The sequence below is a fragment of the Streptomyces sp. NPDC056580 genome, assembly GCF_042793175.1.
Classification (GTDB): domain Bacteria; phylum Actinomycetota; class Actinomycetes; order Streptomycetales; family Streptomycetaceae; genus Streptomyces.
Genome location: NZ_JBHTVE010000025.1, coordinates 37,018 through 61,109 on the forward strand (window position 1 = coordinate 37,018; position 24,092 = coordinate 61,109).

Sequence of the window (24,092 nt, forward strand, 5' to 3'; positions counted from 1 at the left end):
GCCGGGCCCCGGAGCCCGGCGCCGCCCGGCCCCGCTCAGCCGGCGCTCAGTTCCGGCAGGACGTCCAACTCGCCCAGCGGCAGCGTGTGCTGCGTCTGCAGGACCTTCGCGCGCAGGTAGCGGACGTTGTGGGCCGTGGTGAAGACACCGGTCGGCACCCGGTCCCGGACCAGGACGCCGAGGGAGCGCAACTGCTCCGCCTTGTCGGGGTTGTTGGAGAGCAGGTCCAGCTCCCTGACGCCGAGCGCGCCCAGCATCTGCGCGGCGGCCGTGTAGTCACGGGCGTCCTCCGGGAGACCCAGCGCGGCGTTCGCCTCGTAGGTGTCGAGGCCCTGGTCCTGGAGGGCGTAGGCGTCGAGCTTGTTGTAGAGGCCGATGCCGCGTCCCTCCTGACGGAGGTAGAGCAGTACGCCCCCGCGCTCGGCGATGCGCTCGACCGCCTCGCGCAGCTGCGGCCCGCAGTCGCAGCGGGCCGAGCCGAAGACGTCCCCGGTCAGGCACTCGGAGTGCAGCCGCACCAGTGGAACCGCCCCGGGCTCGCCGAGCACGAGGGCGACGTGCTCCCGGCCGTCGGCAAGTCCGTGGAAGGTGACCAGTTCGGCGTCGGCGCGGTAGCCGTCGTGGAAGTGCAGCGGCACCCGGACGCGGGCGCGCGGGGTGGCGGCGGGGGTGTCGGACATGCGGGCCTCCGGGTTCCGTCCCTTGGCATCTGCTTCAGATTTGAATCAGTAGCTCGGTCCGGGACACTACCTCATGCTTAAAAGTTCAAGCAATGCATTTCGCACGGTCTCACAGGGCCCCCGGGGCCGGACCGTGCTCAGGGGCGGGGCGGCTCCGGCGGCCGGCCGGAGCAGGGCGACGACCGCCGCCGCCACGGCACGTCCTCCGCCGCGGCCCCCGTCTCCTCGCCCTCCAGCACCCTGGCGACCCCGGCGCAGATCTCCTCGAGCTGCCCCACCTGCTCGGGTGTCAGCCGGTCGAACAGGGTGGCGCGGACCGTCTCGACGTGTCCGGGTGCCGTACGCTCCAGCACGGTCGTCCCCTCCGGGGTCAGCACCGCGAGGCTGCTGCGCCGGTCCCAGCGGCAGTTCTCCCGGCGCACCAGCCCGTCCCGCTCCAGCCTGGTCACCGCGTAGGTCAGCCGGCTGCGGGTGATCTTCAGCGTCTCGGCCAGGTCGGTCATGCGCAGTCGCCGGTCGGGGGCCTCGGAGAGGTTGGCCAGCACCGAGTAGAACAGGTGGGGCATGCCGGCCTCCTGCTGGAGCTGCCGGTCGATGGCGTCCTCCAGCAGCCGGGAGGCGGCGATGTAGGCGCGCCAGGCGCGCTGCTCCTCGGGAGTGAGCCAGCGGGTCGTCATGCCGCCAGTGTAGGTTTGTTTCAAACTTGAACCAAGGCTCCGCCGGGGTCTTCGCGAGGGAGCGCGCCGATGCCGTACCCGTACGTCCTGCTGTCCGCCGCCGTCTCCCTCGACGGCTGCCTGGACGACACCGGCCCCGACCGGCTGCTGCTCTCCAGCCCGGCCGACTTCGACCGGGTCGACGAGGTGCGGGCCTCGGCCGACGCCATCCTGATCGGCGCCGGCACCCTTCGCGCCGACAACCCCCGGCTCCTGGTCAACTCGCCCGAGCGCCGCGCCGCCCGGGTGGCCGCGGGCCGGCCCGAGTACCCGCTGAAGATCGCGGTCACCGCCTCCGGGGATCTCGACCCCGCCGCCGCCTTCTGGCACACCGGCGGGGAGAAGCTCGTGTACACCACGGACCGGGGCGCCGTACGGGCCGCCCGCGCCCTCGGCCGGACCGCCGACGTGGTCCCCCTCGGCCCCGCGCTCGACTGGCGGACCCTGCTGGAACACCTGCACGACGTGCGCGGGGTGCGGCGCCTGATGGTCGAGGGTGGCGGGACCGTCCACACCCAGCTCCTCCAGCAGGGCCTCGCCGACGAACTCCAGCTCGTCCTCGCCCCGCTGTTCGTCGGCGACCCGGCCGCCCCGCGCCTGTTCGGCCCGGGGGCGTACCAGGGCGGCCGGCTCCGGCTCACCGAGTCCCGCCGGATCGAGGACGTCGTCCTCATGCGCTACGAACCCACCGCCCCCGGCGCCGGCCCCTTGCCCGCCGCCGCCGACCGGCACTGGCTGGCCGCCGCCTGCGAGCTGGCCGCCCTGTGCCCGCCGTCCCGCACGGCGTTCAGCGTCGGCGCTGTGGTGGTGGCCGCCGACGGCACCGAGCTGGCCCGCGGCCACTCGCGCGAGGGCGGCGACCCGGTGGTGCACGCCGAGGAGGCGGCCCTGGCGAAGCTCGATCCCGCCGACCCGCGGCTGCCCGGCGCCACCGTCTACAGCAGCCTGGAGCCCTGCTCCCGCCGCGCCTCCCGGCCCGCGCCCTGCGCCGAACTGATCCTGCGCGCGGGCGTGCGCCGGGTGGTCACGGCCTGGCGCGAGCCGGACACCTTCGTGCCGGGCGCCGACGGCACCGGGGTGCTGGCGGCCGCCGGCGTGGACGTCGTCCTGCTGCCCGAGTACGAGGGTCAGGCCAAGGCGCCGAACGCCCATCTGCTGCCCTGAGCGGCGCCGCGCGGAAACGTGTGCGCGGACCACCCCGAACATGGCGTATGCTTGAGACACAACGACGCGGGGTGGAGCAGCTCGGTAGCTCGCTGGGCTCATAACCCAGAGGTCGCAGGTTCAAATCCTGTCCCCGCTACTGAAGGCCCAGGGCCGGGATCCAGTTCATGGATCCCGGCCCTGGGTGTTTTCCGCCGTGCTCCCGGCCGGGGCCGGAAAGGCCGCCTCACGAGTCGAGTGGCGTACGTCACAGCAGGTCATCCGCTCGGGCCACAGCAGTCGCCCGCCTCCCCTGGCCCCGCCACGCTGGTCGTACGTCGAGGACACGGGAGACCAGCAGTGCGCCCTGGTGAGGTGGAGGAGAATCCGTGCGCCAGGGCGGGGAGCCGGTCCCCCGGCGACCCCGCTCCGCACCCGGACCCCGGCACCGGCCGTACGCCCCGCCCGTCCGAGCGGGCCCGCCGCGCCGGCCCGCGCACCCTGCCGCGTGCCCTCTCCCCCCTGCTCATAGCCGGCGGCCTGCTGTACGACCTGCTCACCCCGCGCGCCTTCACCGCCGTGCCCTTCTTCACGGCCGCCCCGCTGGTCGCCGCGCCCCTGGCCTCGCTGCGCACCACGCTCCTCACCGGGCTGGCCGCGCTGGCCGCCACCTGCGTGATGCACGCCCGCTTCGGTCCGGGTCTGGGCGTCGACACCGTCACCCAGATGGTCACCGTGGCGACGGTCGCCCTGCTGGCCGCCGTCATCAACCGTGTCGTACGCCTCGGCGACCGGCGGCTCGCCTCCGTCCGGGAGATCGCCGAGGCCGCCCAGCGGGCCGTGCTGCCCGAGCCCGCCGCCCGCATCGCCGGCTTCGACATCGCGGCCCGCTACGAGGCGGCGCAGGAGGGGGCGTTCATCGGCGGCGACCTGTACGCGGTGCAGGACGGCCCGTACGGCGTGCGGCTGGTCGTCGGGGACGTGCGGGGCAAGGGCATCGGGGCGGTCGCCGCCGTCGCCGTGGTGCTCGGCGCGTTCCGGGAGGCCGCCGAGCAGGAGGCCACTCTGGAGGGGGTGGCCGGGCGGCTGGAGCGCGCCCTGGCCCGCGAGGGCGCCCGGCGCGACGGAGTCGAGGCCGCCGAGGGCTTCACCACCGCGGTCCTCGCCGAACTGCCGCCGGGGGAGGGGGTGGTGCGCATCGTCAACCGCGGCCATCCACCGCCCCTGCTGCTGCACGCCGACGGTACCCTGCGCGTCCTGGCCGCGGACGAACCCGCGCTGCCGCTCGGCATGGGCGACCTGGGCCGGTGGCCCGACCACGCGGCCCGGTACCGCTTCCCGGGCGGCGCCACCCTGCTGCTCCACACCGACGGCCTGTCCGAGGCCCGTGACGCCCACGGCCGGTTCTACGACCCGGTGCGCCGGCTCGCCGGGCGCCGCTTCCCCGACCCGCGCACACTGCTCGCCCGGCTCGCCGCGGAGGTCGGGCGGCACTCCGGGGGCGGCATGGCGGACGACATGGCGCTGCTGGCCGTCAGACGCCCCTGACGGAATGTGACCGAAAGTGATCGGACGACAGCCCTCCGCTTAGCGTCTGAGTCACCATCAAAAACGACGTGACTCATGGACGACGGTCAACTCGCCCGTTTTCCACCGGTCGTGCCGCCTACGTCCACCATGAAGCGCGTTAATGATCAAGCCGAACGGCTTGGAATCTCACAGGTGGGTCTATTAACGTTCGATAACGCAGCGCGGTCGTCCCAGCCGTCACAAGAGGCGGCTCCGTGCGCACGCGCCGAATCCCGCGAGGGAACCGGGGAACCACCACCTTGGGGTGAATCACGCGGATGCCACCGTGAACCGATCCGGTTCCCGGTACGTATACGCGCGTAGGAGACCTTCCTGCTCCGAACCCGTCAGCTAACCCGGTAGGCGGAGGAGGGAAAGGAGAACGCCCGCGTGGCGTCCAACCGGCCTGCCCCCGAGGCCCCGTTCGTGCCCGGCCAGCGTGACACCGAAACGTTCGGCTACGGCGGTTACCGCGCCGAAGAGGGCCCCTGGGAGGAGTGGAACCCCACCGAGGAGTCCATCCGCCCCGTACGCGGCCGGCACCGCGTCGCCAAGCAGCGCGGCGGCGGACTCGCCCGCAGCTCCACCGTCCTCGGCGTCGGCGTCATCGCGGCCGTCGGCGCGGGCGGCATGGCCAGCGCCCAGACCGGCAAGCCGCCGGTGTCCATCTCGATGCCGGACCTGCCCTCCGTCGGCTCCCTCTTCGACGACGGCCCCTCCGATGTGCCCAAGGCCACCGAGGCCTCGCTGAGCACGGTCGGCACCACCACCACCACCGCCGCCGGCGACCAGCAGGAAGCCTCCGACGCGGGCGAGACCCTGCGCAACCGGATCATGGCCCAGGCCGAGCAGCAGCAGAGCAGGGCCGACTCCAGGGCCGCTGCCGTCGCCGCGGCCGCCGCCGAGAAGCAGGCCGCCGAGGCGGCCGCCAAGGCGCAGAAGGAAGCCGCCGCCAAGGCCGCCGAGGCCAAGAAGGAGGCGGAGGCCGCGGCCGAGAAGAAGGCCGAGGAGGAGCGGCTGGCCGCGCTGGCCAAGCAGTACACGCTGCCGACCTCGTCGTACACGATCACCTCGACCTTCGGCCAGGCCGGCTCGATGTGGTCCTCCGGGTACCACACCGGCCTCGACTTCGCCGCGCCCACCGGCACCCTGATCAAGGCCATCCACAGCGGCACCGTCACCGAGGCGGGCTGGGCCGGTTCCTACGGCTACCGCACCATCCTCACCCTCGACGACGGCACCGAGCTCTGGTTCTGCCACCAGTCCTCGATCAGCGTCTCCGTCGGCCAGAAGGTCAGCACCGGCGACGTCATCGGCCGCGTCGGCGCCACCGGCAACGTCACCGGCCCGCACCTGCACCTCGAGGTCCACCCCGGCGGCGCCGCCACCGGCATCGACCCGATGGCGTGGCTTCGCGACAAGGGCCTCAACCCCTGAGCCCGGCCCGAGCCTCCTGACCCCGTCCGGCACCCCGAACCGCCTCCCCGGCGGCCCTGACTCCATCCCCCCGGCGTCAGGGCCGCCGGTCGCGTTCCGGCATCCGTCGCGCGGTTCCGGAATGAGCGGTACCGGATTGATCGTTGTAACAAGGCATGACTGTCCAACTGCGCAAACTCGGCTCCTCCGACCTCGAGGTCTTCCCGCTCGCCCTCGGCGGCAACGTCTTCGGCTGGACCGCCGACGAGAAGACCTCCTTCGACGTCCTCGACGCCTACACGGCGGCCGGCGGCAACTTCGTCGACACCGCCGACTCCTACTCGGCGTGGATCGAGGGCAACAAGGGCGGTGAGTCGGAGACCATCATCGGCAAGTGGGTCAAGGCCCGCGGCAACCGCTCCGACGTCGTCATCGCGACCAAGGTCAGCCAGCACCCGGAGTACCAGGGGCTGAGCGCGGCCAACATCAGGGCCGCCGCCGACGCCTCCCTGCGGCGCCTGGACACCGACTACATCGACCTCTACTACACGCACTTCGACAAGCCCGAGGTGCCGGTGGAGGAGATCGTCGGCGCCCTGGACGAGCTGGTGAAGGCGGGCAAGGTCCGCCAGATCGCCGCCTCCAACATCAGCCCGGAGCGGCTGCGGGCCTCCCTCGACTTCTCCGACCGGGAGGGCCTGGCCCGGTACGTCGCCCTCCAGCCCCACTACAACCTGGTCTCCCGCGACACCTACGAGGGGCCGCTGCAGGACCTCGCCGCCCGTGAGGGCCTCGCGGCGGTCCCGTACTTCTCGCTCGCCTCCGGCTTCCTGACCGGCAAGTACCGCCCCGGCACGACGGTCGACAGCGCCCGCGCCGGCTCGGCCGCCAAGCACCTGGAGTCCGAGCGCGGTCAGCGGGTGCTCACGGCCCTGGACGAGGTCGCCGCCGCCCACGACGTCCCGGTCGCCACGGTCGCCCTCGCCTGGCTGGCCGCCCAGCCGACGGTCACGGCTCCCATCGCCTCGGCCCGCACGGTGGAACAGCTCCCGGCGCTGCTGGGCGTGGCGGAGCTGCGGCTCTCTCAGCAGGAGCTGGACCGGCTGACCCAGGCCTCCGCCTGATCCACGGCCGGGGGCGGCGGGAGGCGCCCTAGGACCGGTACGGGTTGTGCCGGGGGTACGGGTCCGGCGGCCCGTACGCATCGCCGTACGGCACCGCCCGGTCTCCCTGGGGCGCCGCCGGATATCCGTACGGCGCCGGCCGCCCGTACGGCACCGCCGGGTTCGGCTGCCCGTACGCCGCCGGGTATCCGTACGCCGCGGGGTGCCCGTAGGCCGCCGGGCGGCCGGAAGGCGCCGCCGGGTATCCGTACCGCGCCCAGTGCGCGGTCACCCTCGGCACCGGTGCCACGGTCGTGGCCGCGTGCTCCAGCGCCGGCCGGGCCACCTCACGGCGCCGCCACAGCTCGGCGAGCAGCTCCCGCTCCCGGGCCACGGCGCCCGCGCCGGCCCGCCCCCGGCGCCCCCGGTGCCGCAGGAAGGCCAGCGAGGTGGCGTACGCCTCGTACTGCGCGACGGCCCGCGCGGCGGGCCGCCCGCCGAGGTGGCGGCGGGCGTGGTCCCGGGCGGCGCGCCGCGCCCGCATCGACCCGAGGACGAACGGCTCGGCCGGCCCCAGCCACCCGGCCCGCACGTACGCCGGCAGCTCCTCCCGCACGGTGCGCAGCTCCCGCTGCCGGGTCCAGACCGCCAGCCAGGTCAGCAGCCCGAACGCGGGCACCATGAAGGCGGCGTAGACGGCGAGGAAGCCGAACTGGCCGAAGGTCGCCGAGCCGTTCCACAGGGCGTGCATGCCCATCGCCAGCAGCAGTCCGCCGAGCGGGACCAGCAGGCGCCGGGCGGGCTGCCGTTCGGCGGAGAGCGCCGCGACGCCGAAGCCGATGCCGGTGAGCACGGTGAACAGGGGATGCGCGAACGGGGACATCACCACGCGCACGAAGAAGGTGGCGGCGGTGACGGAGGCGATGCCACGGCCCCCGGTGAGCTGGTCGGTCCCGAAGGCCGTGCCCAGGTAGAGGATGTTCTCGGTGAACGCGAAGCCGGTGGCGGTGACCCCGGCTATCACCACGCCGTCGACGATCCCGGTGAAGTCCCGTCTGCGGAACAGGAAGACCAGCAGCACGGCGGCGGCCTTCGCGGACTCCTCCACGACGGGCGCTATCACGGTGGCGCCCAGGGTGTCGGCGCCGGCCGGGTCGGCGGTCGAGGTGGCTATCCACTTCGTCGCGAAACTGTTGGCCACGATGGCTATCAGCGCCGCCGCGCACGCGCCCCAGGCGAACGCGAAGACCAGGTTCCGCCGGGGACCGGGTTCGACCCGGTCCAGCCAGCGGAAGGCGGCCAGGAGCCAGGGCACGGGCAGGACGGCGAGCCCGAGCCCGACCAGGAAGCCCTGGGTGCCGGTCTGCCGGCGCACCAGCGCCAGGATGACCAGGCCGGACAGTGCCAGCAGCGTGATCAGCGCCCCGTAGCGCACCCACCGGCGCTGCCACCAGTGCGGGTGCGTTCCGCTTCCGGGGCCGGGTGAGTAGCTCGGGTACGGAGGACTGATGGCCACGGCATCGACCCTAACGGTGACCGGGGGAGGGGCTGTCGGCTGGTTCAGGCCTGGCGGTCCCGGTGCGGTACGCGGCGGAAGAGCAGATCGTTCACCACGTGCCCCTTGTCCAGCCCCTGTCCCTCGAAACGGGTCAGCGGCCGGAACGGGGGACGCGGCGCGAAGCCGCCGTCGGCCCGGGTGTTCTCGAAGTCCGGGTGCGCGGTGAGCACCTCGAGCATCTGCTCGGCGTACGGCTCCCAGTCGGTCGCGCAGTGCACGACCGCGCCGGGCTTCAGCCGGCTCGCGGCCAGCGTCAGGAACTCGGGCTGGATCAGCCGCCGCTTGTGGTGCCGCTTCTTCGGCCAGGGGTCGGGGAAGTACACCCGCAGCCCGTCCAGCGAGTCGGGCGCGAGCATCTCCCGGAGCAGGATGATGGCGTCGCCGTTGGCCACCCGGACGTTGGACAGCCCCCGCTGGTCGGCGAGGTTGAGCAGGTTGCCCTGACCCGGGGTGTGCACGTCCACCGCGAGGATGTTGGTGCCGGGGTCGCCGGCCGCCATCAGCGCGGTGGCCTCGCCCATCCCGAACCCGATCTCCAGCACGACGGGACCGCCGTCGCCGAACAGCTCGCCGAGGTCGATGACGCGCTGCCCGTCGATGTCCAGCCCCCACTTGGGCCACAGCCGCTGCAGGGCGTCGGCCTGCCCCGCCGTGACCCGGCTCCGCCGCGGCTGGAAGCTGCGGATCCGCCGCTCGAAGTGCGACCCGGCCGGGTCGGCCCTGGGCCCGTCGGGGAACCGCGGCTCCCCCTTGGCCCGGCTGTGCCGCACGGACACACCGGGGACGTGCGAGGGCCGCGGCGCGGCGGCGGCCACGGGCCGGGGGGCTTCGGGGAGGTTCAGGGAGTCAGACACAGTGACACCGATTTTACGGCGGCGGCGGGATTTCCCGGGACGGCGCCCGGGGCCCGCGAGCGACGTCACAGCGCACCGAGCATGTCCAGCGCCCGGCGCCCGACCTCCCTGCCGATCGGCAGCGAAGCGGTCGCCGCGGGGGACGGGGCGTTGAGCACGTGCACCGCACGGCTCCCCTCCCGGATCAGGAAGTCGTCCACCAGCGTTCCGTCCCGCAGCACCGCCTGCGCCCGCACCCCGGCGGGGGCGCGCACCAGATCGGCCTCCTCGGCGGCCGGCAGCAGTCTGCGCACCGCCGTCAGAAACGCCCTCTTCGACACCGACCGGCGCAGCTCCCCGGCCCCGTACCGCCAGTGCCGCCGGGCGATCACCCACGAGCCGGGCCACGCCACCGTCCCGGCCAGCTCCCCGGGCCGTACGACACCCCAGCCGTACCCCTCCCGGGCCAGGGCCGGGACCGCGTTCGGCCCGATGTGCACGCCTCCGTCGATCCCCCGGGTCAGATGCACGCCGAGGAACGGGAACGCCGGATCGGGCACCGGGTACACCAGGCCGCGCACCAGCTCCGGGCGCGCCAGCTCGTAGTACTCGCCCCGGAACGGCACGATCCGCACCCCGGGCTCGTCCCCGGTGAGCCGGGCCACCTCGTCGCAGTAAAGCCCGGCGCAGTTGACCAGCACCCGGCCCCGCACGACGTCCCCGGACGCGGTCAGCACGGCCACGCCCCGCTCCGGGCGCCGGTCCACCCGGACCACCCGCGCGCCGTACCGGATCTCCGCGCCCGAGGCCCGCGCGAGCTGCCGGGCCACGCCCACGAAGTCGCACACCCCGGTCGTGCCGACGTGGATCGCGGCCAGCCCGCGCACCTCCGGCTCGTACTCGCCGATCTGCGCGGCGCCCAGCTCGCGCACCGGGATCCCGTTCTCCCGGCCGCGCTGGACGAGTGCGTGCAGCCGGGGCAGCTCGTCCCGCTCGGTGGCCACGATCAGCTTCCCGGTGACGGCGTGCGCGATGCCGTACTCGGCGCAGAACTTCACCATCTCGGCCGCGCCGCGCACGGCGAACCGCGCCTTGAGCGAGCCCGGGCGGTAGTAGACGCCGCTGTGGATGACGCCGCTGTTGCGCCCCGTCTGGTGCCGGGCCGGGCCCGGCTCCTTCTCCAGCACGGTCACCCGCGTACCCGGCGCCGCCCGCGTGATCGCGTAGGCCGTCGACAGGCCGACGATCCCGCCTCCGATCACCAGCACGTCGCAGTCGTACGCACCCTCACGCACCCGCACCACCTCCCGGCTCCGATAGTGCACTGCGCCACTGACAACGCCTTCAAACCCGGACCGGACGGTTCTACGCAGGGGCGACCAGCAGGGGCCGCGCCCGCTCCCGCAGCTCCACCACCCGTGGCTCGTCGCCGTACGGCTCCAGCCGGTGCAGCAGGTCCTTGACGTACTCGGTGGTCCGCGCGGACGAGATCCGCCCCGCCACCTCCACGGCCCGCACCCCCTGCTCGCAGGCGGCGTCCAGGTTGCCCGACTCCAGCTCGGCGACGGCCGAGACCACCAGGCGCAGCCCGTGCGACCGCACGAACTCCTCCGTCGGCTTCGACAGCGCCTGTTCGGTGAACCGCCGCACCTGGCGCGGCGCCTTCAGATCGCGGTAGCACTCCGCCGCGTCCGCGGCGAACCGGTCATAACCATAGAAACCAAGCCACGAAGGGTCGTTGTCACCGTCCCTGGATCGTTCGAGCCAGCTCTCCGCCGCCTTCAGGGCCGCCCCCGCGGCCGGCGCGTCCCCCGCGCGCGCGTGGGCCCGCGCCTCGACCAGCCGGAAGAAGCTCATGGTGCGGGCGGTCGCCAGCCCCCGGTTGCGCTCGAGCGCCGCCTGCGCCAGGTCGACGCCCTCGTCGCCGAAGCCCCGGTACGTCGCCTGCAGCGACATGGAGGCCAGTACGTAACCCCCGAGCGGGACGTCCGCCGCCGCCCGGGCGAGCCGCAGCGCCTGGATGTAGTACCGCTGCGCCGCCTCCTGCTGCCCGGTGTCGAAGGCCATCCAGCCGGCCAGTCTGGTCAGTTCGGCGGAGGCCCCGAACAGCGCGCGGCCCACCTCGTCGGAGTAGGAGCCGAGCAGCAGGGGCGCCGCCTCCACCCGCAGGCACTCCGGCACCATGGACGAACGCCAGTCGCCGCCTCCGTACTTGGAGTCCCAGCGCCTGGCGTCCTCGGCGGCCTCCCGCAGTTTCTGCACATCGCTGTGGCCGACTTTTATCGGTGCTCCGGAGCTCTCGGCGGTGTTCGCCTCCCGTGCGACCGAGCTGTCGGCGGGGGTTATCAGCCATCGTGACGCGGGCGTCGCGTACGCGCTCACCGCGAACGATCCCGCGAGGGACTGCCAGATGCCGCCGGCGCCGGCCCGGCGCCCGGCGAGGTCGAGCCGGTACAGCTCGGTGGCGGACCTCACCGCCTGCCCCACGTCCCGTGGGAAGGCGAGGCCCACTTCGGGTGCGGGGTCCGCGTCCGCCAGGCCTATCTCGTGCAGCGGCACCGGGCGGCCGAGCTTCTGTCCGATGGCGGCCGCGATGAGGTGCGGCGCCGCGCCCTGCGGCACCATCCCCTTCGACACCCAGCGCGCCACCGAGGTCTTGTCGTAGCGAAGCGTCAACCCGCGCTGGGCGCCGAGGTCGTTGACGCGCCGCGCGAGTCCCGCGTTGCTGATTCCCGCGAGGGCGAGAACGGTGCCGAGCTTTTCGTTCGGCCCGCGTTGCTCCCTGGACATGCGCCACCCCTCGACACAGACGGCTGCCGCGCTGGCATAACCGTGCGGCATTCGTAAACCCAGCGTAGTTCGCCGCATCCCAAGCGTTAAGGGGCATTGTTCCGGATGGCGGGATTGTGGTCCGTACGGGAGTACGGCCCTGTACGCACCGTGCACGGGGCGTCGCGACGTGCCCCCGCACGTGTGGCCGTGCGCCCGTCCGTGCGCTCTTCTCCGGCCATCCGGCAAGCGGTTCCATGGTTGTCGCGTGGGTCGGCCCGCTGTACTGGATCCAGTGGGCTGGGGGACACCGCCGCCTTCATCCCCGCGGGTGGCGGACCGGTCCGGGAGGCGATGACCGCCTCCCGGACTGTGCGCGTGCCCGCGTCGGCGGGCGTTGCGCAGGCCTGTACGGAGCGTGCTCAAACCTCCGCGGCTGTCCCCGATTTGGCTGAAAACAGGCCCTGCCCAGGATGAGCGATTACCGCTCCCACCACGGCAGTTGAGGGCGCGAAAGGCGTTCTCGGGGCGCATAGAGGGGCGCATTCGCGTCGCACCCGTCGTGCCCGTCTCCACCGGCCGCCGGTCGCCCGGGAGTTCACCCGTCGGCCCGCAGCCGGTACTCTGCCGCCCCTCGCGGACCCGTCGCCCGGTTTCCCTCGATCGAAGGCGGCGTCGCCGCGCCTCCGTGGCGCGTTCTTCATGGCAGCATGGGGACCCGGTTCGTACGGTGCAGTGGTTGTCCACGCTGTGTGGAGGCGTCGATGCGGTGGTTGGTGGGTTGGAGCAGCACCGCCGCTGCCGTCGCCGGAATCGGCTCAGCGGGCGCCACCGGACACGACGGCGAGACGCTGCACCCGGTCGGCTCCCAGCTCCTGTGGGGCGACCCCGACCCGCTGTGGGCCGTCGGCGACTGGCGCCCCGACGAGGTGCGCGTGGTCCACGCCGACGGGCAGAACCGCATCGCCGTCCTCGGCACCTGCGGCGCCACCGACGAGGAGCTGCGGCGCGGCCTGTTCACCGCGCGCGGGGGCGCACTGCGCCATCTGACCGCCTGGCCCGGAAGCTACACGGCCGTCGTCCAGGTGGGCCGCCGCATCACCGTCTGCGGCGACCTCGCCGGCGCCCGCCCCGTCTTCCACACCCCCTGGGACGGCGGCACGGCCTACGCCACGGCAGCGCTGCCGCTCGCCGACCTCGTCGAGGCCAACCTCGACTTCGGTCACCTGGCCGCCCTGCTCGCCGCCCCCGACGTGCCGGCCGCGTTGCGCGACACCACCCCGTACGAAGGCGTACGCCGCGTACCGCCGGGGCACGCCCTGGTACTGCGCGCCGGAGCGCGCGAGATCACCGGCTACGAGCCGGTCGCCTCCCTCGCGGTCGCCGCGCCCCCCGCCGACCCGGACCGCGCGGTGGACGCCGTACGCGACGCCCTCGTCGAGGCGGTTCGCGCGCGGCTGTCGGCGCCCCGGCACGTACCCGGCCTCGACCCCGGACCGGTGCCCGGCATGGGACCGGCCGAGCGGCGGGCCGCGCGCGGGATGCCCGTGCCCGGCATCGGCGCCGACCTGTCCGGCGGACCGGCCTCCGGCACGCTGGCCCTGCTGGCCGCCGGACTGCCCGGCAGGCCCGGCACACTGCTCGGCCACGGCACCGGCGCCGGGGAGCGGCTGCTCGCCGTCACCTTCAACGACCTGGCCGTCGGCGGCCGCGAGTCCGAGGTCGAACGCGCCGGCACCCTCGCGGCCAACCCGCGCCTGCACCACGTCGTGGTCACCGGCGACGAGCGGACCCTGCCGTACGCCGACCTCGACGGTCCCCTCACCGACGAGCCCGGCCCGTCCCTGGTGACGGCCGCCCGCCACCGCGCCCGCCTCGCCGCGGGCAGCGCCGACCACTTCACCGGTCACGGCGCCCGCCAGGTGCTGGACGCCCACCCCGCCCGCCTCGCCGACCTCCTCATGGACCGCAAGCGCCGCCACCTGGTCCGGCCCGTCGCGGCGCTCGCCCGGGCCGACGGCTCGGTGATGGTCCCCGCGCGCGTGTACGGCGCCGCCCGGCGGCTGGCCCGCACTCCGTACCGGACGGGCCTCGAACTGCTCGCCGAGCGGCTGATGCGCCACCGCTTCGACGAGCCGAAGGGCGCGGTCGGCGCCTCCCTCGCCGGTCTCGCCTGGGCCAGACCCGGGCCGGCGGCCCGCTGGCTGACCGGGGAGGCACTGGCTGAAGTATCGGTTCTGCTGCAGGGGGAGGCGGACCGCTCCGCCCTCGGCTCCGCCCAGCGCCCCGGCGACTACCGCGCGCGTGCCGCCCTCGCCCGCCACGCCGCCGACCTCCGCGTCCTGGAACAGGCCGCCGAGGTCCGCTCCCAGCGACTGCACGCGCCCTTCCTCGACAACCAGGTCGTCCGTGCCTGCCGCGCCCTCCCCGAGGCCCTGCGCGTCCAGCCCGGCGCCCGCTCCGCCGTCCTGCGCCGGGTCCTCGAAGGCGCCGGCGTCACCGACCTCCCGCCCGGCTGGGGCGCCCCGCCCCACGGCTCCTCGGCGGCGGCCACCCGCGCGGGCCTGCGCCTCGCCGCCGACGACCTCATGGACCTCTTCGCCACGCCCCTGCTGGCGGACGCGGGCCTGGTGGAGGCCCGGGTGGTGCGCAAGGCCGTCCGCGCCGCCGCGACGGGCGAGCCCCTGCCCCTCGACGGCCTGGCCGACCTGACCTCCCTCGAACTCTGGCTCCGCCGCCTCCTGGCCCGCCGGGGCACCTGCTGGACCGGCACCCCGGCCCGCGCCCGGGCGGTCCCCTCCGGAATCCAGCCCCGCCGCAACGCCCTCGCCTCCGGCGCCTGACCGGCACCCGGGCACCTGCGCCGCGGCGGGGCACCCGCGGCGCGGCACCCGCACCGTGGCCGCGGGCGCGTGGGCCCGCGTGGCCTGCGGGCGTGTCGCGGGGGTCGGAGGCCTTCCGGTGGTGGCTCGGGCGGGGGCGCGGCCGCGGGTATCCGGGCGTGGCGGCTGCGGGGACCGGGCCCGCACGGCTGCGGGCATGCGCGCCGGCGAGGGCGGCACGGGCGGGTGCGGCGGTACCTCTTCGGCGCGGGTACGCGATCCGCCCCCGGCCCACCGTCGCTCAGGACGCCGGGCGAACACCAGCGGCGAAGTCCCGAGCAGCGCTCAGAGCGGACAGCACCGGTCCGGCGTCCCGACCCCGCCAGACGCCCTCAGCAACTGAACCGCGCCTCGGCCCAGTCGGCCAGCGCCACCCGGTCAAGCCCCGCGCCCCGCGCCGACACCTCCAGCCGTACCGTGCCGCGCCCGGTGAGATCGACATGCACCGGCACCGCCGCGTCCCGCCCCGCGACCACCCCGGACCGCCACACCAAGACCCCGTCGGCGTACACGGCGAAGACGGCCCTGCCGAGCCCGAGGGCCATGTCGTCGACGCCGACGAGGGCGTCATAGGCGGTGCACGGGCGATTGAGGTCGACGACGACGGATGAGCTCCCGTGCACGGACACGCCACGCGCGTACCGCTTCCCGCCGACCGACATCCCGTACCGCTGCCACACCCAACTGCTCCGCCACAGCCGCATCTCCGGCACGGTCCCGTCCCCGTCGGCGTCGTAACGCAGGCGGCTCCACTCGTAGACCACGGGAGCCGGGGCTGGAGGGGGAGCCGTGGTCGGGGCGGCCGTCGGGGACGGCTCAGGACTCGGCTCCGACGTGGGCCGCGGAGCACCCGTCGGCCCCGGCGCGGGCGCGGAAGCGGGAGGCGAGGAGACCGGCGCCGGCGCCGAGCCCGTCCTGAAGACCGGCGCCACCGGCTGGGCGGCGGGCGGCTTCTTCCCGGTCGGCGACGGAGCGGGCGGCGAAACGGGCGCGGGTGACGAGACCGACGGCGGCGGTGTCCGCAGGACGGGAGCGGACGGCGCCGGCCCGGCCACCTCCAGGGCCGGACGGCCGTCGTTCACCAGGGCCAGCGCCACCGCGGCCGCGGCCACCGCGACCACACCGGCCGCGATCCCGGCCTTCACCGGCGCGCCGAGCCCCTCGGCGGCGGCCGCGCCCCCGCCCGCACCCGATCCCGCGGAGGCCCCGCCGGCCGCGGAGGACCCCCCGGCCGCTGCGGCACCCGCCGCACCCGCCCCGGCGCCACCGGCGATGACCGCGAGGGCCTTCCCGTACCCGGCGGCCCCGAACCAGCCGATGACCGCGACCGGCACCACGGCGGGGATGCCGCCCGCGACCTCCTCGATCTGCGCGGCCGCCAGCCGGCACCTGGCGCACTCCTCCAGGTGCTTGCGCAGTCCCCGTTCGGCACGCAGCCGCAGCTTGCGGCGGGCGTAGGTGCCGAGTTGGTCGGCGTAACGGGCGCACTCCTCGTCACCGGTCAGCGCCGCGCTCACATGGGCCTGCAGATAGGCCTGCCGCAGTCCCTCCCGGGCCCGGTTCGCCAGCACCCGGGTGCCGTTGGCGTCCAGTCCGAACAGGACGGCCACCTCACCGGGCGACTCGTCCTCCACCTCGGTGTGCCACAGCACCGCCTGCCAGCGCTCGGGCAGCGAGCGGAAGGCCCGCAGCGCCATGGACTGCTCGGCGTCGTGCAGCGCACGGACGTCCGCGCCCACGTCCACCGCCTCGTCGCCGGCGCCCTGGGCGGGCCGTGCCGCCTGCTGGGCGAAGACGGCGAAGTCGTCGACGAGTTGCTCGCGCCGGGCGGACCTGGCCCAGTGCGCGGCCACGCGCCGTACCGACGTGAGCAGATAGGCGCGCACGGCGTACTCGGGCCCCGCGCCGCCCCGTACCGCCTGCAGCATGCCGGCGAAGACCTCGGCGGTGAGGTCGTCCGCGGTGTGCGCGTCGCGGCAGCAGGTACGGGCGTAGCGCCGCACGGCGTCCGCGTGCCGCCGGTACAGCTCCTCGTAGGCGGAGTCGTCCCCCGCGCGCATCCGGTGGATCAACTCGCCGTCCGCGGGCGGCGTCCGGCGGTGTGCGGGGACCCTGCCGTCCCGCTGGGCGGGCACGCCCGCTTCGGCGCCCGCTTCGGCCGGGCCGCCCTGCTTCGGCACCTGGGGCGAGGTCAGCCCGCCGGCCTCGGATTCGCCGTCACCACGCGACTCGTCCCACCCGTCAGCGCCCATCGCGCAAAGCCCCCGAAACCGGCAAAGCCCAACCCGTCACCGGCTCAGGGTGCCACAGCACCCTTCCCGGCAGTACCGGGCGTCACCCGAACGAGAAATTCGGTCACCGGGCTCCCAGTTGGCACGACGCCACGCACGCCACGCGGGCCACCCGCACCACCCGGCCGCGATGGCGCACGGGTGGCGCGGGTCCGGAACAAGATCCCGCCGAAGCCGAAGCCGAAGCCGAAGCCGAAGCCGAAGCCGAAGCCGAAGCCGAAGCCGAAGCCGAAGCCGAAGCCGAAGCCGAAGCCGAAGCCGAAGCCGGGGGCCGGACGGCCACCGCTACACCGGCCGGGACCGGAGCCCCTCCAGCAGGATGTCCAGCAGCCGCGCCGAAGCAGCGGCCTGCTGCGCCGCGTCCGGCAGCGACGGAGCCGCCGTGGCGATCACGAGCAGCACGTCCGCCACGGACACGTCCGTCCGGAGCTCGCCCGCCTCCCGGGCCCGCTCCACCAGCTGCCCGACGACCTCCAGCAGGGCGCCGACCCCGGCGTCGTCCGCCACGGCCGCGGACGCGCCCTCCGGCACCAGCCGCAACTCGCCGGTCCCCGGCTGCACCCGCTGCTGCGGCACCCGGAGCTCATCGCCCGAGCCGCCCGAACCCGGCGCGACGACCAGCCCGACCGGGCCGTCCGAGTCGCCGGTGCCGGCGGAGCCGACCCGCAGCACCTGCGGCGGCAGCAGCCGCCCCGCACCCGACGCCACGGACGTCCGCAGGAAGCGGGACAGCGCCGACCACGGCTCGTCCTCCTGCCCGAGAGCGGTCCGCGCCTGCTCGGTCAGCCGCGCGGTCTCCTCCTCGGCTATCCGCCGGACCAGCACGTCCTTGCTCGGGAAGCGCCGGTACACCGTGCCGACCCCGACCCGCGCCCGCCGTGCCACGTCCTCCATCGGCGCGCCGTAGCCCAGCTCGCCGAACACCTCACGCGCCGCTCGCAGCACGTGCTCCAGGTTGCGCTGTGCGTCCACCCGCAGCGGCGTCGTGCGCGCCGAGTCCGCGCGCCCGTTGCCCCCCGCCGCGCTCACCGGCGTGCCGCCCGATGCGAGTGCGGCTGCCGACGACCAATGAGTGTCCTGAACATGCATGTGTTCCCCCGGTAAATGACGTCTCCCCCCGGAGACTCTCCCCGCCACTGATTCCGGAGTGCGCGGACCCGGCAACGGTCCCTGACCGGGACCGCCCTTCGCGGACCCGTTCGGCCACATCCCCTACACCCCGTCGACACACGAACATAGTTGAGAGGCAGTCAATTCAGAAGGGGCAGGTTCCGCACAGTGCGCCCCTCGATCGGAGTACGGGTCAGTTACGCCCCGATAACGCACCTTCACCCCCTCTCGCACGCCCCTGCTGACCTGCCCGCTTTCTCCCCGGCCCGGCGGCGCGCACCGGCGCGCACACACCCGCTCGCCGGTCACACAAATTGCCGGGGCTGTGGACAAACAACAGCTACGGGTGCGTCATGGGATGGTGAAGGAACGTGCGCGCATTCTGGTTGTCGGCGGCGGCTACGTCGGGATGTACACGGCCCTGCGCCTGCAGCGGAGGCTGAAGCAGGAGCTCAGGCGGGGGGAGGTCGACATCACCGTCGTCACTCCCGACCCCTACATGACGTACCAGCCGTTCCTCCCCGAGGCGGCCGCGGGCTCCATCTCCCCCCGCCATGTCGTCGTACCGCTGCGCCGCGTCCTGGACCACTGCCACATCGTCGTCGGTGAGGTCACCTCCATCGACCACGCGGTGCGCACCGCCGCCGTCACCACCCTCGCCACCGCCGACGAGGGCAGGGCCGCCGAACTCATCGGCTACGACGAACTCGTCCTCGCCCCCGGCTCGGTCGCCCGCACGCTGCCCATCCCCGGCCTCGCCGAGTACGGCATCGGCTTCCGGACCGTCGAGGAGGCCATCGGGCTGCGCAACCACGTCATCGAGCAGATGGACATCGCCTCCTCCACCCGCGATCCCGCGGTCCGCGACGCCGCACTCACCTTCGTGGTGGTCGGCGGCGGCTACGCCGGGGTCGAGGCGCTGGGCGAACTCCAGGACATGGCCCGCTACACCGCGCGCTACTACCACAACGTCCGCCCCGAGGACATGAAGTGGATCCTCGTCGAGGCCTCCGACCGCATCCTGCCCGAGGTCGGCGAGGAGATGGGCCGCTACACCGTCACCCAGCTGCGCCGCCGCAACATCCAGGTCCTGCTCGACACCCGCCTGGAGTCCTGCGCAGACCGCGTCGCCGTCCTCAGCGACGGCCAGCGCTTCCCGGCCCGCACGCTCGTGTGGACGGCCGGCGTCAAACCGCACCCGCTGCTCGCCGCCACCGACCTGCCCCTCGACGCGCACGGCCGCCTGAAGTGCACGGCCGAGCTGGCCGTCGACGGCGCCCCGCACGCCTGGGCCGCGGGCGACGCCGCGGCCGTCCCCGACGTCACCGCGGCCCAGCCCGGCACCCACACCGCGCCCAATGCCCAGCACGCCGTCCGCCAGGCCAGGACCCTCGGCGACAACATCGCCCACGCGCTGCGCGGCGAGCCCCTGGAGACGTACGCGCACAAGTACGTCGGCTCGGTGGCCTCCCTGGGCCTGCACAAGGGCGTCGCCCAGATCTACGGGCGCAAGCTGAAGGGCTACCCCGCCTGGTTCATGCACCGCGTCTACCACCTCAGCCGGGTGCCCACCTTCAACCGCAAGGCCCGGGTCCTGGCGGAGTGGACCCTCGCCGGTCTCTTCAAGCGGGAGATCGTCTCGCTCGGTTCACTCGAACACCCTCGCGCGGAGTTCGAACTCGCGGCCGGGGGAAAGCCTCCTCACAGCCCCTCCGACGACCCGAAGGGGCCGTCCTGACCTGACCCGGGAACTCCACGGGCCGCCCCCGGCGTCTGACGAATATCGCCGCGGACGACGGCCACCTGCCAGACTGCCCCACGTCCTCGGACGGGCACCCGCCCGCCCTCAGCACACACGAGGCTTTGCCCACTGTGAACTTCACGCGCTGGAGCACCCGGCTCCCCGGAACGCAGCGCCGCGCCGCCGCGCGGACCGACACCGCGGTCCCACCGGACCGCCGGGGGGAAGGCTCGGTGCCCGCGGCCCGCGCCGGCCGGCCGGTCGACGGTGCGCCGCCCGTGCCCGCCGTCGACGAACTGCCCGCCCGCGAGGTCCTCGACCGCGTCCCGGCCCTGGTCGCCCTCGTCCACGGCCCCGACCACCGCATCGCCTACGTCAACGACGCCTACACCTCGGCCTTCGGCGTGCGGACCCCGGGCCACCCCGCCCGCGAAGCGCTCCCGGAACTCGCCGAACTCGGCCTGCTCCCGCTTCTCGACCAGGTGCTGCGCAGCGGCAGACCGCGCACGCTGAAGTCCCGCAAGGCCGTCGACGGCCGCTCCTACACCTTCACCTGCACCCCGGTGGCCGAGGACGACGACCGGGACGCGGGCGTACTGGTCTTCGCCACCGATGTCACCGACCACGCCGAAGCCGCCGAACGCCTGCGCGCCAGCGAGCGCCGCCAGCGCGAGACCGCCGTCACCCTGCAGCGCTCCCTGCTCCCGCAGGAACTGGAACAGCCCGACGACCTGCGTATCGCCGCCACCTACCAGCCCGGCGGCACCGAGGCCGCCGTGGGCGGCGACTGGTACGACGTGATCACCCTCGGCGGCGGCCGCACGGCCCTCGTCATCGGCGACGTCATGGGCAGGGGCGTGCGGGCGGCCGCGGTCATGGGCCAGCTCCGCACGGCCGTGCGGGCCTACGCCCGCCTCGACCTCCCGCCGCACGAGGTACTGCAGCTCCTCGACGGCCTCGCCGCCGAGATCGACGCCAACCAGATCGCCACCTGCGCCTACGCCGTCCACGACCCCAACGAGGGCCGCCTGGTGTACGCGTCCGCGGGCCACCTGCCCATCCTGGTCCGCGACGAGAACGGCACGGTGCTGCGGGCCGACGAGCCCACCGGCCCGCCGCTCGGCACCGGCGGCTGGGTGCACGCCTCCGGCTCGATCGCGCTGGGGCCCGGCTCCACGGCGGTCCTCTACACCGACGGCCTGGTCGAGCGCCGGGACGAGGACCTGGACGAGGGCATCGCGTCCCTGGAACGCGCCCTGTCCGGCGCGACCGGCACGCCCCAGGTCGTCTGCGACCGGCTGGTCCGCTCGGCCGGCGTCACCGCCGACCACGACGACGACGTGGCCGTCCTCGTCCTCCAACACCCCGCCCGCAGGGGCCCCGAGGGCGACCTCTTCCGCAACGCCGCCCTGGAACTCCTCGGCGGCGTGGAAGCGGCCCCCCGGGCCAGAGCCTTCGCCTCCGGCGTGCTGACGAGCTGGCGGTTCCCCGCCGACCTGCACGACCTGGGCGTCCTCGCCACCAGCGAACTGGTCGCCAACAGCCTCCAGCACGGCACACCCCCGATGCGCCTGCGTCTGCGCCGCACCGACCGCCGCCTGATCATCGAGGTCACCGACGGCGACGACCACCTCCCCCGGCGCCGCCAGGCGGAACCGGCGGACGAATCGGGCCGGGGCATCGCCATCGTCGCCACCATCGCCTCCAACTGGGGCTCACGAAGAACCCCGGGCGGCGGCAAGGCCGTGTGGTGCGAGTTCCTGCTGCCGAAGGGCTAGCGGCCGTTCGGCAGCGGTTCGGACACTCGCCGGCACGTGCCGGGCGCCCCGGCCGACACCGGCGCCGGATGCCTACGCTTCCGCGGCGACCGGCTCGGCAGCCGCGCCCCGGGCCACGACCCGGCTCCCGGAGACAGCCCAAGGCTGGTCCTGCGCGGCGGTCAGCCCACGGCCCAGCCGCAGCGCCAGCACGGTGATCCCCAGCGAGAACAGCAGGAACGTCACGATGTACGGCGCGTGCAGCGAGGCGCCGAGCGGCCCGCCCACCGCCGGCCCGACCGCCAGCGCCAACTGCTTGACCAGGGCGAAAGCCGAGTTGTACTGCCCGGCCATCCCCTCCGGCGCCAGATCCGCGACCAGCGGAGCGACCGTCGGCGACAGCATCGCCTCGCCCAGACCGAACAGCGCGTACGTCGACACGAACGCGGCCGTGGCCATCTCCTGGCTGCCGTGTCCCAGCCCGGCGTACCCCGCGGCGAGCCACGCCACGGCCCAGACCAGCCCCACAGCGGCGATCACCCGCGACCGCCGGCGCCGCTCGACGAACTTCAGCACGGCGAACTGCGCGACGACGATCATCATCGTGTTCGCGGCCAGCGCCGTGCCGAGCGCCGAGGTCGATATCCCGGCGGCCTCCACGCCGTACGCGCTCAGCCCCGACTCGAACTGTCCGTAGCAGGCGAAGAACAGCACGAAACCCAGCAGGCACAGCTGCACCATCGCCCGGTTCCCGAGCAGCCGCTTCCAGCTCCCGTTGGCTCCACCGGACGGCGCGTCGGCGATACGCGGCGAGTGCGGCATCCGCACCGTCGCCATTACCGCGACCAGCAGCAGGAACATCCCCGCCTCGATCGCGAACAGCACGGTGAAGGAGGAGACGCGGGTGGTGTCGACGAGGTGGCCGCCTATCAGGCCACCGACGCCGAGCCCCAGGTTCTGCAGGAAGAACTGCATCGCGAAGGCGCGCGACCGGGTCTCCGCCGTCGAGCAGTCCACGATCATCGTCGCCAGGGCGGGCTGCATCACGGCCTGTCCGGCGCCGAGCGCGGCGGCGGACAGCAGTACGGCGCCGGAGCTGCCCGCGAGTCCCAGGCTCAGCGCACCAAGCGCGGCGGTGACCAGGGCGGCGAGCAGGACCGGCAGCGGGCCGCGGCGCACGATCGCGCGGCCGGCGAACGGCAGCACTATCAGCGCGGCCACGGCGAAGACGGCGAGCACGAGACCCGCGGTCATGGCCCCGAGACCCCGCACCTGCGCCACGTAGACGTACAGGTAGGGGACCGTGAAGCCGAGCCCGAAAGCGCTGAGTGCGTTGCCCACGTGGATCCGGCGCATCGCTGCGCCCATCGCCCTGGTCACGTTCACCTCTCTCAGAAGTTAGGAGTGAAGACTTCGAAGCTAAAGTTCGAAGCTAAAGACTACACATCCAAGGACTTCAAGGCAAAGGGACATCGTGAGATACTGCGGCCATGGCCGACACGCCCGGCGTCACAGAGCCGACCCTCGAAGAACAGATCGCCGCCTACCAGCGCGAGTTCCGGGACCTCGACCCCCAGGTCGAGAAGATCGTGTCGGCGCTCTCCCGGCTGAACCGCCGCATGAACGTGGCGTACGGCCGCCAGACCGCCGACCTCGGGATCAGCAACGCCGAGTGGGAGGTCCTCAAGGCGCTGGTCCTCTCCGGTGCTCCGTACCGCATGGGGCCGAGCGAGCTGGCCAAGCGGCTCGGTCTCACGCCGGCCGCCATGACCCACCGCATCGACCGCATGGTCACGGAGGGCCTGGTCACCCGGGAGCGTGACGAGAACAACCGCGTACGGGTGATCGTGGAGCTCACTCCCGAGGGCAGGGAGAAGTGGCTGGAGGCCATGCGCCTCGCCACCGTCTTCGAGGAGGAGTTGCTCCAGGACCTCAGCCCCGCCGAGCGCATGGTGCTCGGCGAGGTGCTGACCAGGCTCCTGCGCCGGGTGGAGCACGCCCAGCCGGACGCCGGCGGCCGGCTCAGCGACCTGGACTGAGGTCCCGCAAAAGTTCTTGACAGGGGTGCTTGACACCCACCTGTCCGATCCGTAAAGTTCTCCGGGTTGCCGCGGAGCCGTAACGGTTCCCCGACGACACCTCCGCCGCTACGAGCGGCACCCTCACACCACCAGCACGATCTCCCTACGGGATTGATTTCGGCATGCCGGAATTCAATTCGAATAGGGACTCGGCGGCCCGATTGGGAATCGCCGGGCGGATCCGCTAAGGTTTGAGACGTCGGAACGGCCCAACGGCCGCGAGGACAAGCCCCGCTGACTGGGGGTCAGACGCCGAAAGGATCTGATAGAGTCGGAACCGCCGGAAAGGGAAACGCGGAAGCGGGAACCTGGAAAGCGCCGAGGAAATCGGGTCGAGAAAAGATCTGGTAGAGTCGGAAACGCAAGAACGAAGGGAAGCGCCCGGAGGAAAGCCCGAGAGGGTGAGTACAAAGGAAGCGACCGTTCCTTGAGAACTCAACAGC

At 73.8% G+C, this 24,092-nt stretch carries 17 protein-coding genes, 1 tRNA gene and 1 riboswitch; of the genes, 9 read left to right on the forward strand and 9 right to left on the reverse strand.

Features of this window, described 5'->3' with window-relative positions; all coding sequences use genetic code 11:
- Positions 1-35: 35 nt before the first annotated feature.
- Both ribA and ACFQ9Z_RS36485 read right to left on the reverse strand, forming a co-directional pair.
- Entirely contained in the window at positions 36-680 is a 645-nt protein-coding gene (gene ribA, locus ACFQ9Z_RS36480) for a GTP cyclohydrolase II (RefSeq protein WP_383030299.1), read from the reverse strand.
- Between the two features lie 137 nt (positions 681-817).
- Positions 818-1,357 carry a MarR family winged helix-turn-helix transcriptional regulator gene (locus tag ACFQ9Z_RS36485; RefSeq protein WP_383030302.1) on the reverse strand — a complete coding sequence of 180 codons (540 nt, stop codon included), beginning with the start codon at positions 1,355-1,357 and terminating at the stop codon, positions 818-820.
- Positions 1,358-1,426: 69 nt separating this feature from the next.
- Here ACFQ9Z_RS36485 and ACFQ9Z_RS36490 point away from each other — a divergent pair, with 69 nt between their 5' ends.
- From ACFQ9Z_RS36490 to ACFQ9Z_RS36510, 5 genes are all read left to right on the forward strand, one after another.
- Positions 1,427-2,560, forward strand: coding sequence for a dihydrofolate reductase family protein (locus tag ACFQ9Z_RS36490; protein WP_383030305.1), 1,134 nt, complete (start codon positions 1,427-1,429; stop codon positions 2,558-2,560).
- Between the two features lie 65 nt (positions 2,561-2,625).
- Positions 2,626-2,699 (forward strand) — tRNA-Met (locus tag ACFQ9Z_RS36495).
- Between the two features lie 215 nt (positions 2,700-2,914).
- Positions 2,915-4,087 carry a PP2C family protein-serine/threonine phosphatase gene (locus ACFQ9Z_RS36500; RefSeq protein WP_383030308.1) on the forward strand — a complete coding sequence of 391 codons (1,173 nt, stop codon included), beginning with the start codon at positions 2,915-2,917 and terminating at the stop codon, positions 4,085-4,087.
- Between the two features lie 235 nt (positions 4,088-4,322).
- A riboswitch (cyclic di-AMP (ydaO/yuaA leader) is annotated at positions 4,323-4,489 on the forward strand.
- A gap of 9 nt (positions 4,490-4,498) precedes the next feature.
- Positions 4,499-5,545, forward strand: a complete 1,047-nt coding sequence (locus ACFQ9Z_RS36505; protein WP_383030312.1) for a M23 family metallopeptidase — start codon at positions 4,499-4,501, stop codon at positions 5,543-5,545.
- A 155-nt stretch (positions 5,546-5,700) separates the two neighbouring features.
- A complete protein-coding gene (locus ACFQ9Z_RS36510) occupies positions 5,701-6,648 on the forward strand; it encodes an aldo/keto reductase (protein WP_383030314.1) in 948 nt (315 codons plus the stop codon).
- A 28-nt stretch (positions 6,649-6,676) separates the two neighbouring features.
- Here ACFQ9Z_RS36510 and ACFQ9Z_RS36515 read toward each other — a convergent pair whose 3' ends face one another.
- From ACFQ9Z_RS36515 to ACFQ9Z_RS36530, 4 genes are all read right to left on the reverse strand, one after another.
- A complete protein-coding gene (locus ACFQ9Z_RS36515) occupies positions 6,677-8,143 on the reverse strand; it encodes a PrsW family glutamic-type intramembrane protease (RefSeq protein WP_383030316.1) in 1,467 nt (488 codons plus the stop codon).
- 44 nt (positions 8,144-8,187) lie between these two features.
- The gene (gene trmB / locus ACFQ9Z_RS36520) at positions 8,188-9,039 is read right to left on the reverse strand and encodes a tRNA (guanosine(46)-N7)-methyltransferase TrmB (RefSeq protein WP_383030320.1); all 852 of its coding nucleotides are present in this window, start codon (positions 9,037-9,039) and stop codon (positions 8,188-8,190) included.
- A 65-nt stretch (positions 9,040-9,104) separates the two neighbouring features.
- Positions 9,105-10,322: an L-2-hydroxyglutarate oxidase gene (gene lhgO, locus ACFQ9Z_RS36525; RefSeq protein WP_383030338.1), complete on the reverse strand. Its 1,218-nt coding sequence runs from the start codon at positions 10,320-10,322 to the stop codon at positions 9,105-9,107.
- 61 nt (positions 10,323-10,383) lie between these two features.
- A complete protein-coding gene (locus tag ACFQ9Z_RS36530; RefSeq protein ID WP_383030322.1) occupies positions 10,384-11,808 on the reverse strand; it encodes an MFS transporter in 1,425 nt (474 codons plus the stop codon).
- A gap of 743 nt (positions 11,809-12,551) precedes the next feature.
- Here ACFQ9Z_RS36530 and ACFQ9Z_RS36535 point away from each other — a divergent pair.
- A complete protein-coding gene (locus ACFQ9Z_RS36535) occupies positions 12,552-14,630 on the forward strand; it encodes an asparagine synthase-related protein (RefSeq protein ID WP_383030325.1) in 2,079 nt (692 codons plus the stop codon).
- Positions 14,631-15,001: 371 nt separating this feature from the next.
- Here the strand turns inward: ACFQ9Z_RS36535 and ACFQ9Z_RS36540 are convergent, their stop codons facing one another.
- Both ACFQ9Z_RS36540 and ACFQ9Z_RS36545 read right to left on the reverse strand, forming a co-directional pair.
- Positions 15,002-16,921 (reverse strand): sigma-70 family RNA polymerase sigma factor, encoded by a 1,920-nt coding sequence (locus tag ACFQ9Z_RS36540; RefSeq protein ID WP_383030328.1) that lies wholly within the window; start codon positions 16,919-16,921, stop codon positions 15,002-15,004.
- Between the two features lie 324 nt (positions 16,922-17,245).
- Positions 17,246-18,049 carry a TetR/AcrR family transcriptional regulator gene (locus ACFQ9Z_RS36545; RefSeq protein ID WP_383030330.1) on the reverse strand — a complete coding sequence of 268 codons (804 nt, stop codon included), beginning with the start codon at positions 18,047-18,049 and terminating at the stop codon, positions 17,246-17,248.
- Between the two features lie 379 nt (positions 18,050-18,428).
- Here ACFQ9Z_RS36545 and ACFQ9Z_RS36550 point away from each other — a divergent pair, with 379 nt between their 5' ends.
- Positions 18,429-19,808 carry an NAD(P)/FAD-dependent oxidoreductase gene (locus ACFQ9Z_RS36550; RefSeq protein ID WP_383030333.1) on the forward strand — a complete coding sequence of 460 codons (1,380 nt, stop codon included), beginning with the start codon at positions 18,429-18,431 and terminating at the stop codon, positions 19,806-19,808.
- 134 nt (positions 19,809-19,942) lie between these two features.
- Positions 19,943-21,589: a SpoIIE family protein phosphatase gene (locus ACFQ9Z_RS36555; protein ID WP_383030341.1), complete on the forward strand. Its 1,647-nt coding sequence runs from the start codon at positions 19,943-19,945 to the stop codon at positions 21,587-21,589.
- Positions 21,590-21,661: 72 nt separating this feature from the next.
- Here the strand turns inward: ACFQ9Z_RS36555 and ACFQ9Z_RS36560 are convergent, their stop codons facing one another.
- Positions 21,662-22,936, reverse strand: a complete 1,275-nt coding sequence (locus ACFQ9Z_RS36560; protein WP_383030343.1) for an MFS transporter — start codon at positions 22,934-22,936, stop codon at positions 21,662-21,664.
- Positions 22,937-23,058: 122 nt separating this feature from the next.
- On the opposite strand from ACFQ9Z_RS36560, the gene ACFQ9Z_RS36565 reads away from it, so the two are divergent.
- Positions 23,059-23,607, forward strand: coding sequence for a MarR family winged helix-turn-helix transcriptional regulator (locus tag ACFQ9Z_RS36565; protein WP_383030335.1), 549 nt, complete (start codon positions 23,059-23,061; stop codon positions 23,605-23,607).
- Positions 23,608-24,092 lie beyond the last annotated feature (485 nt).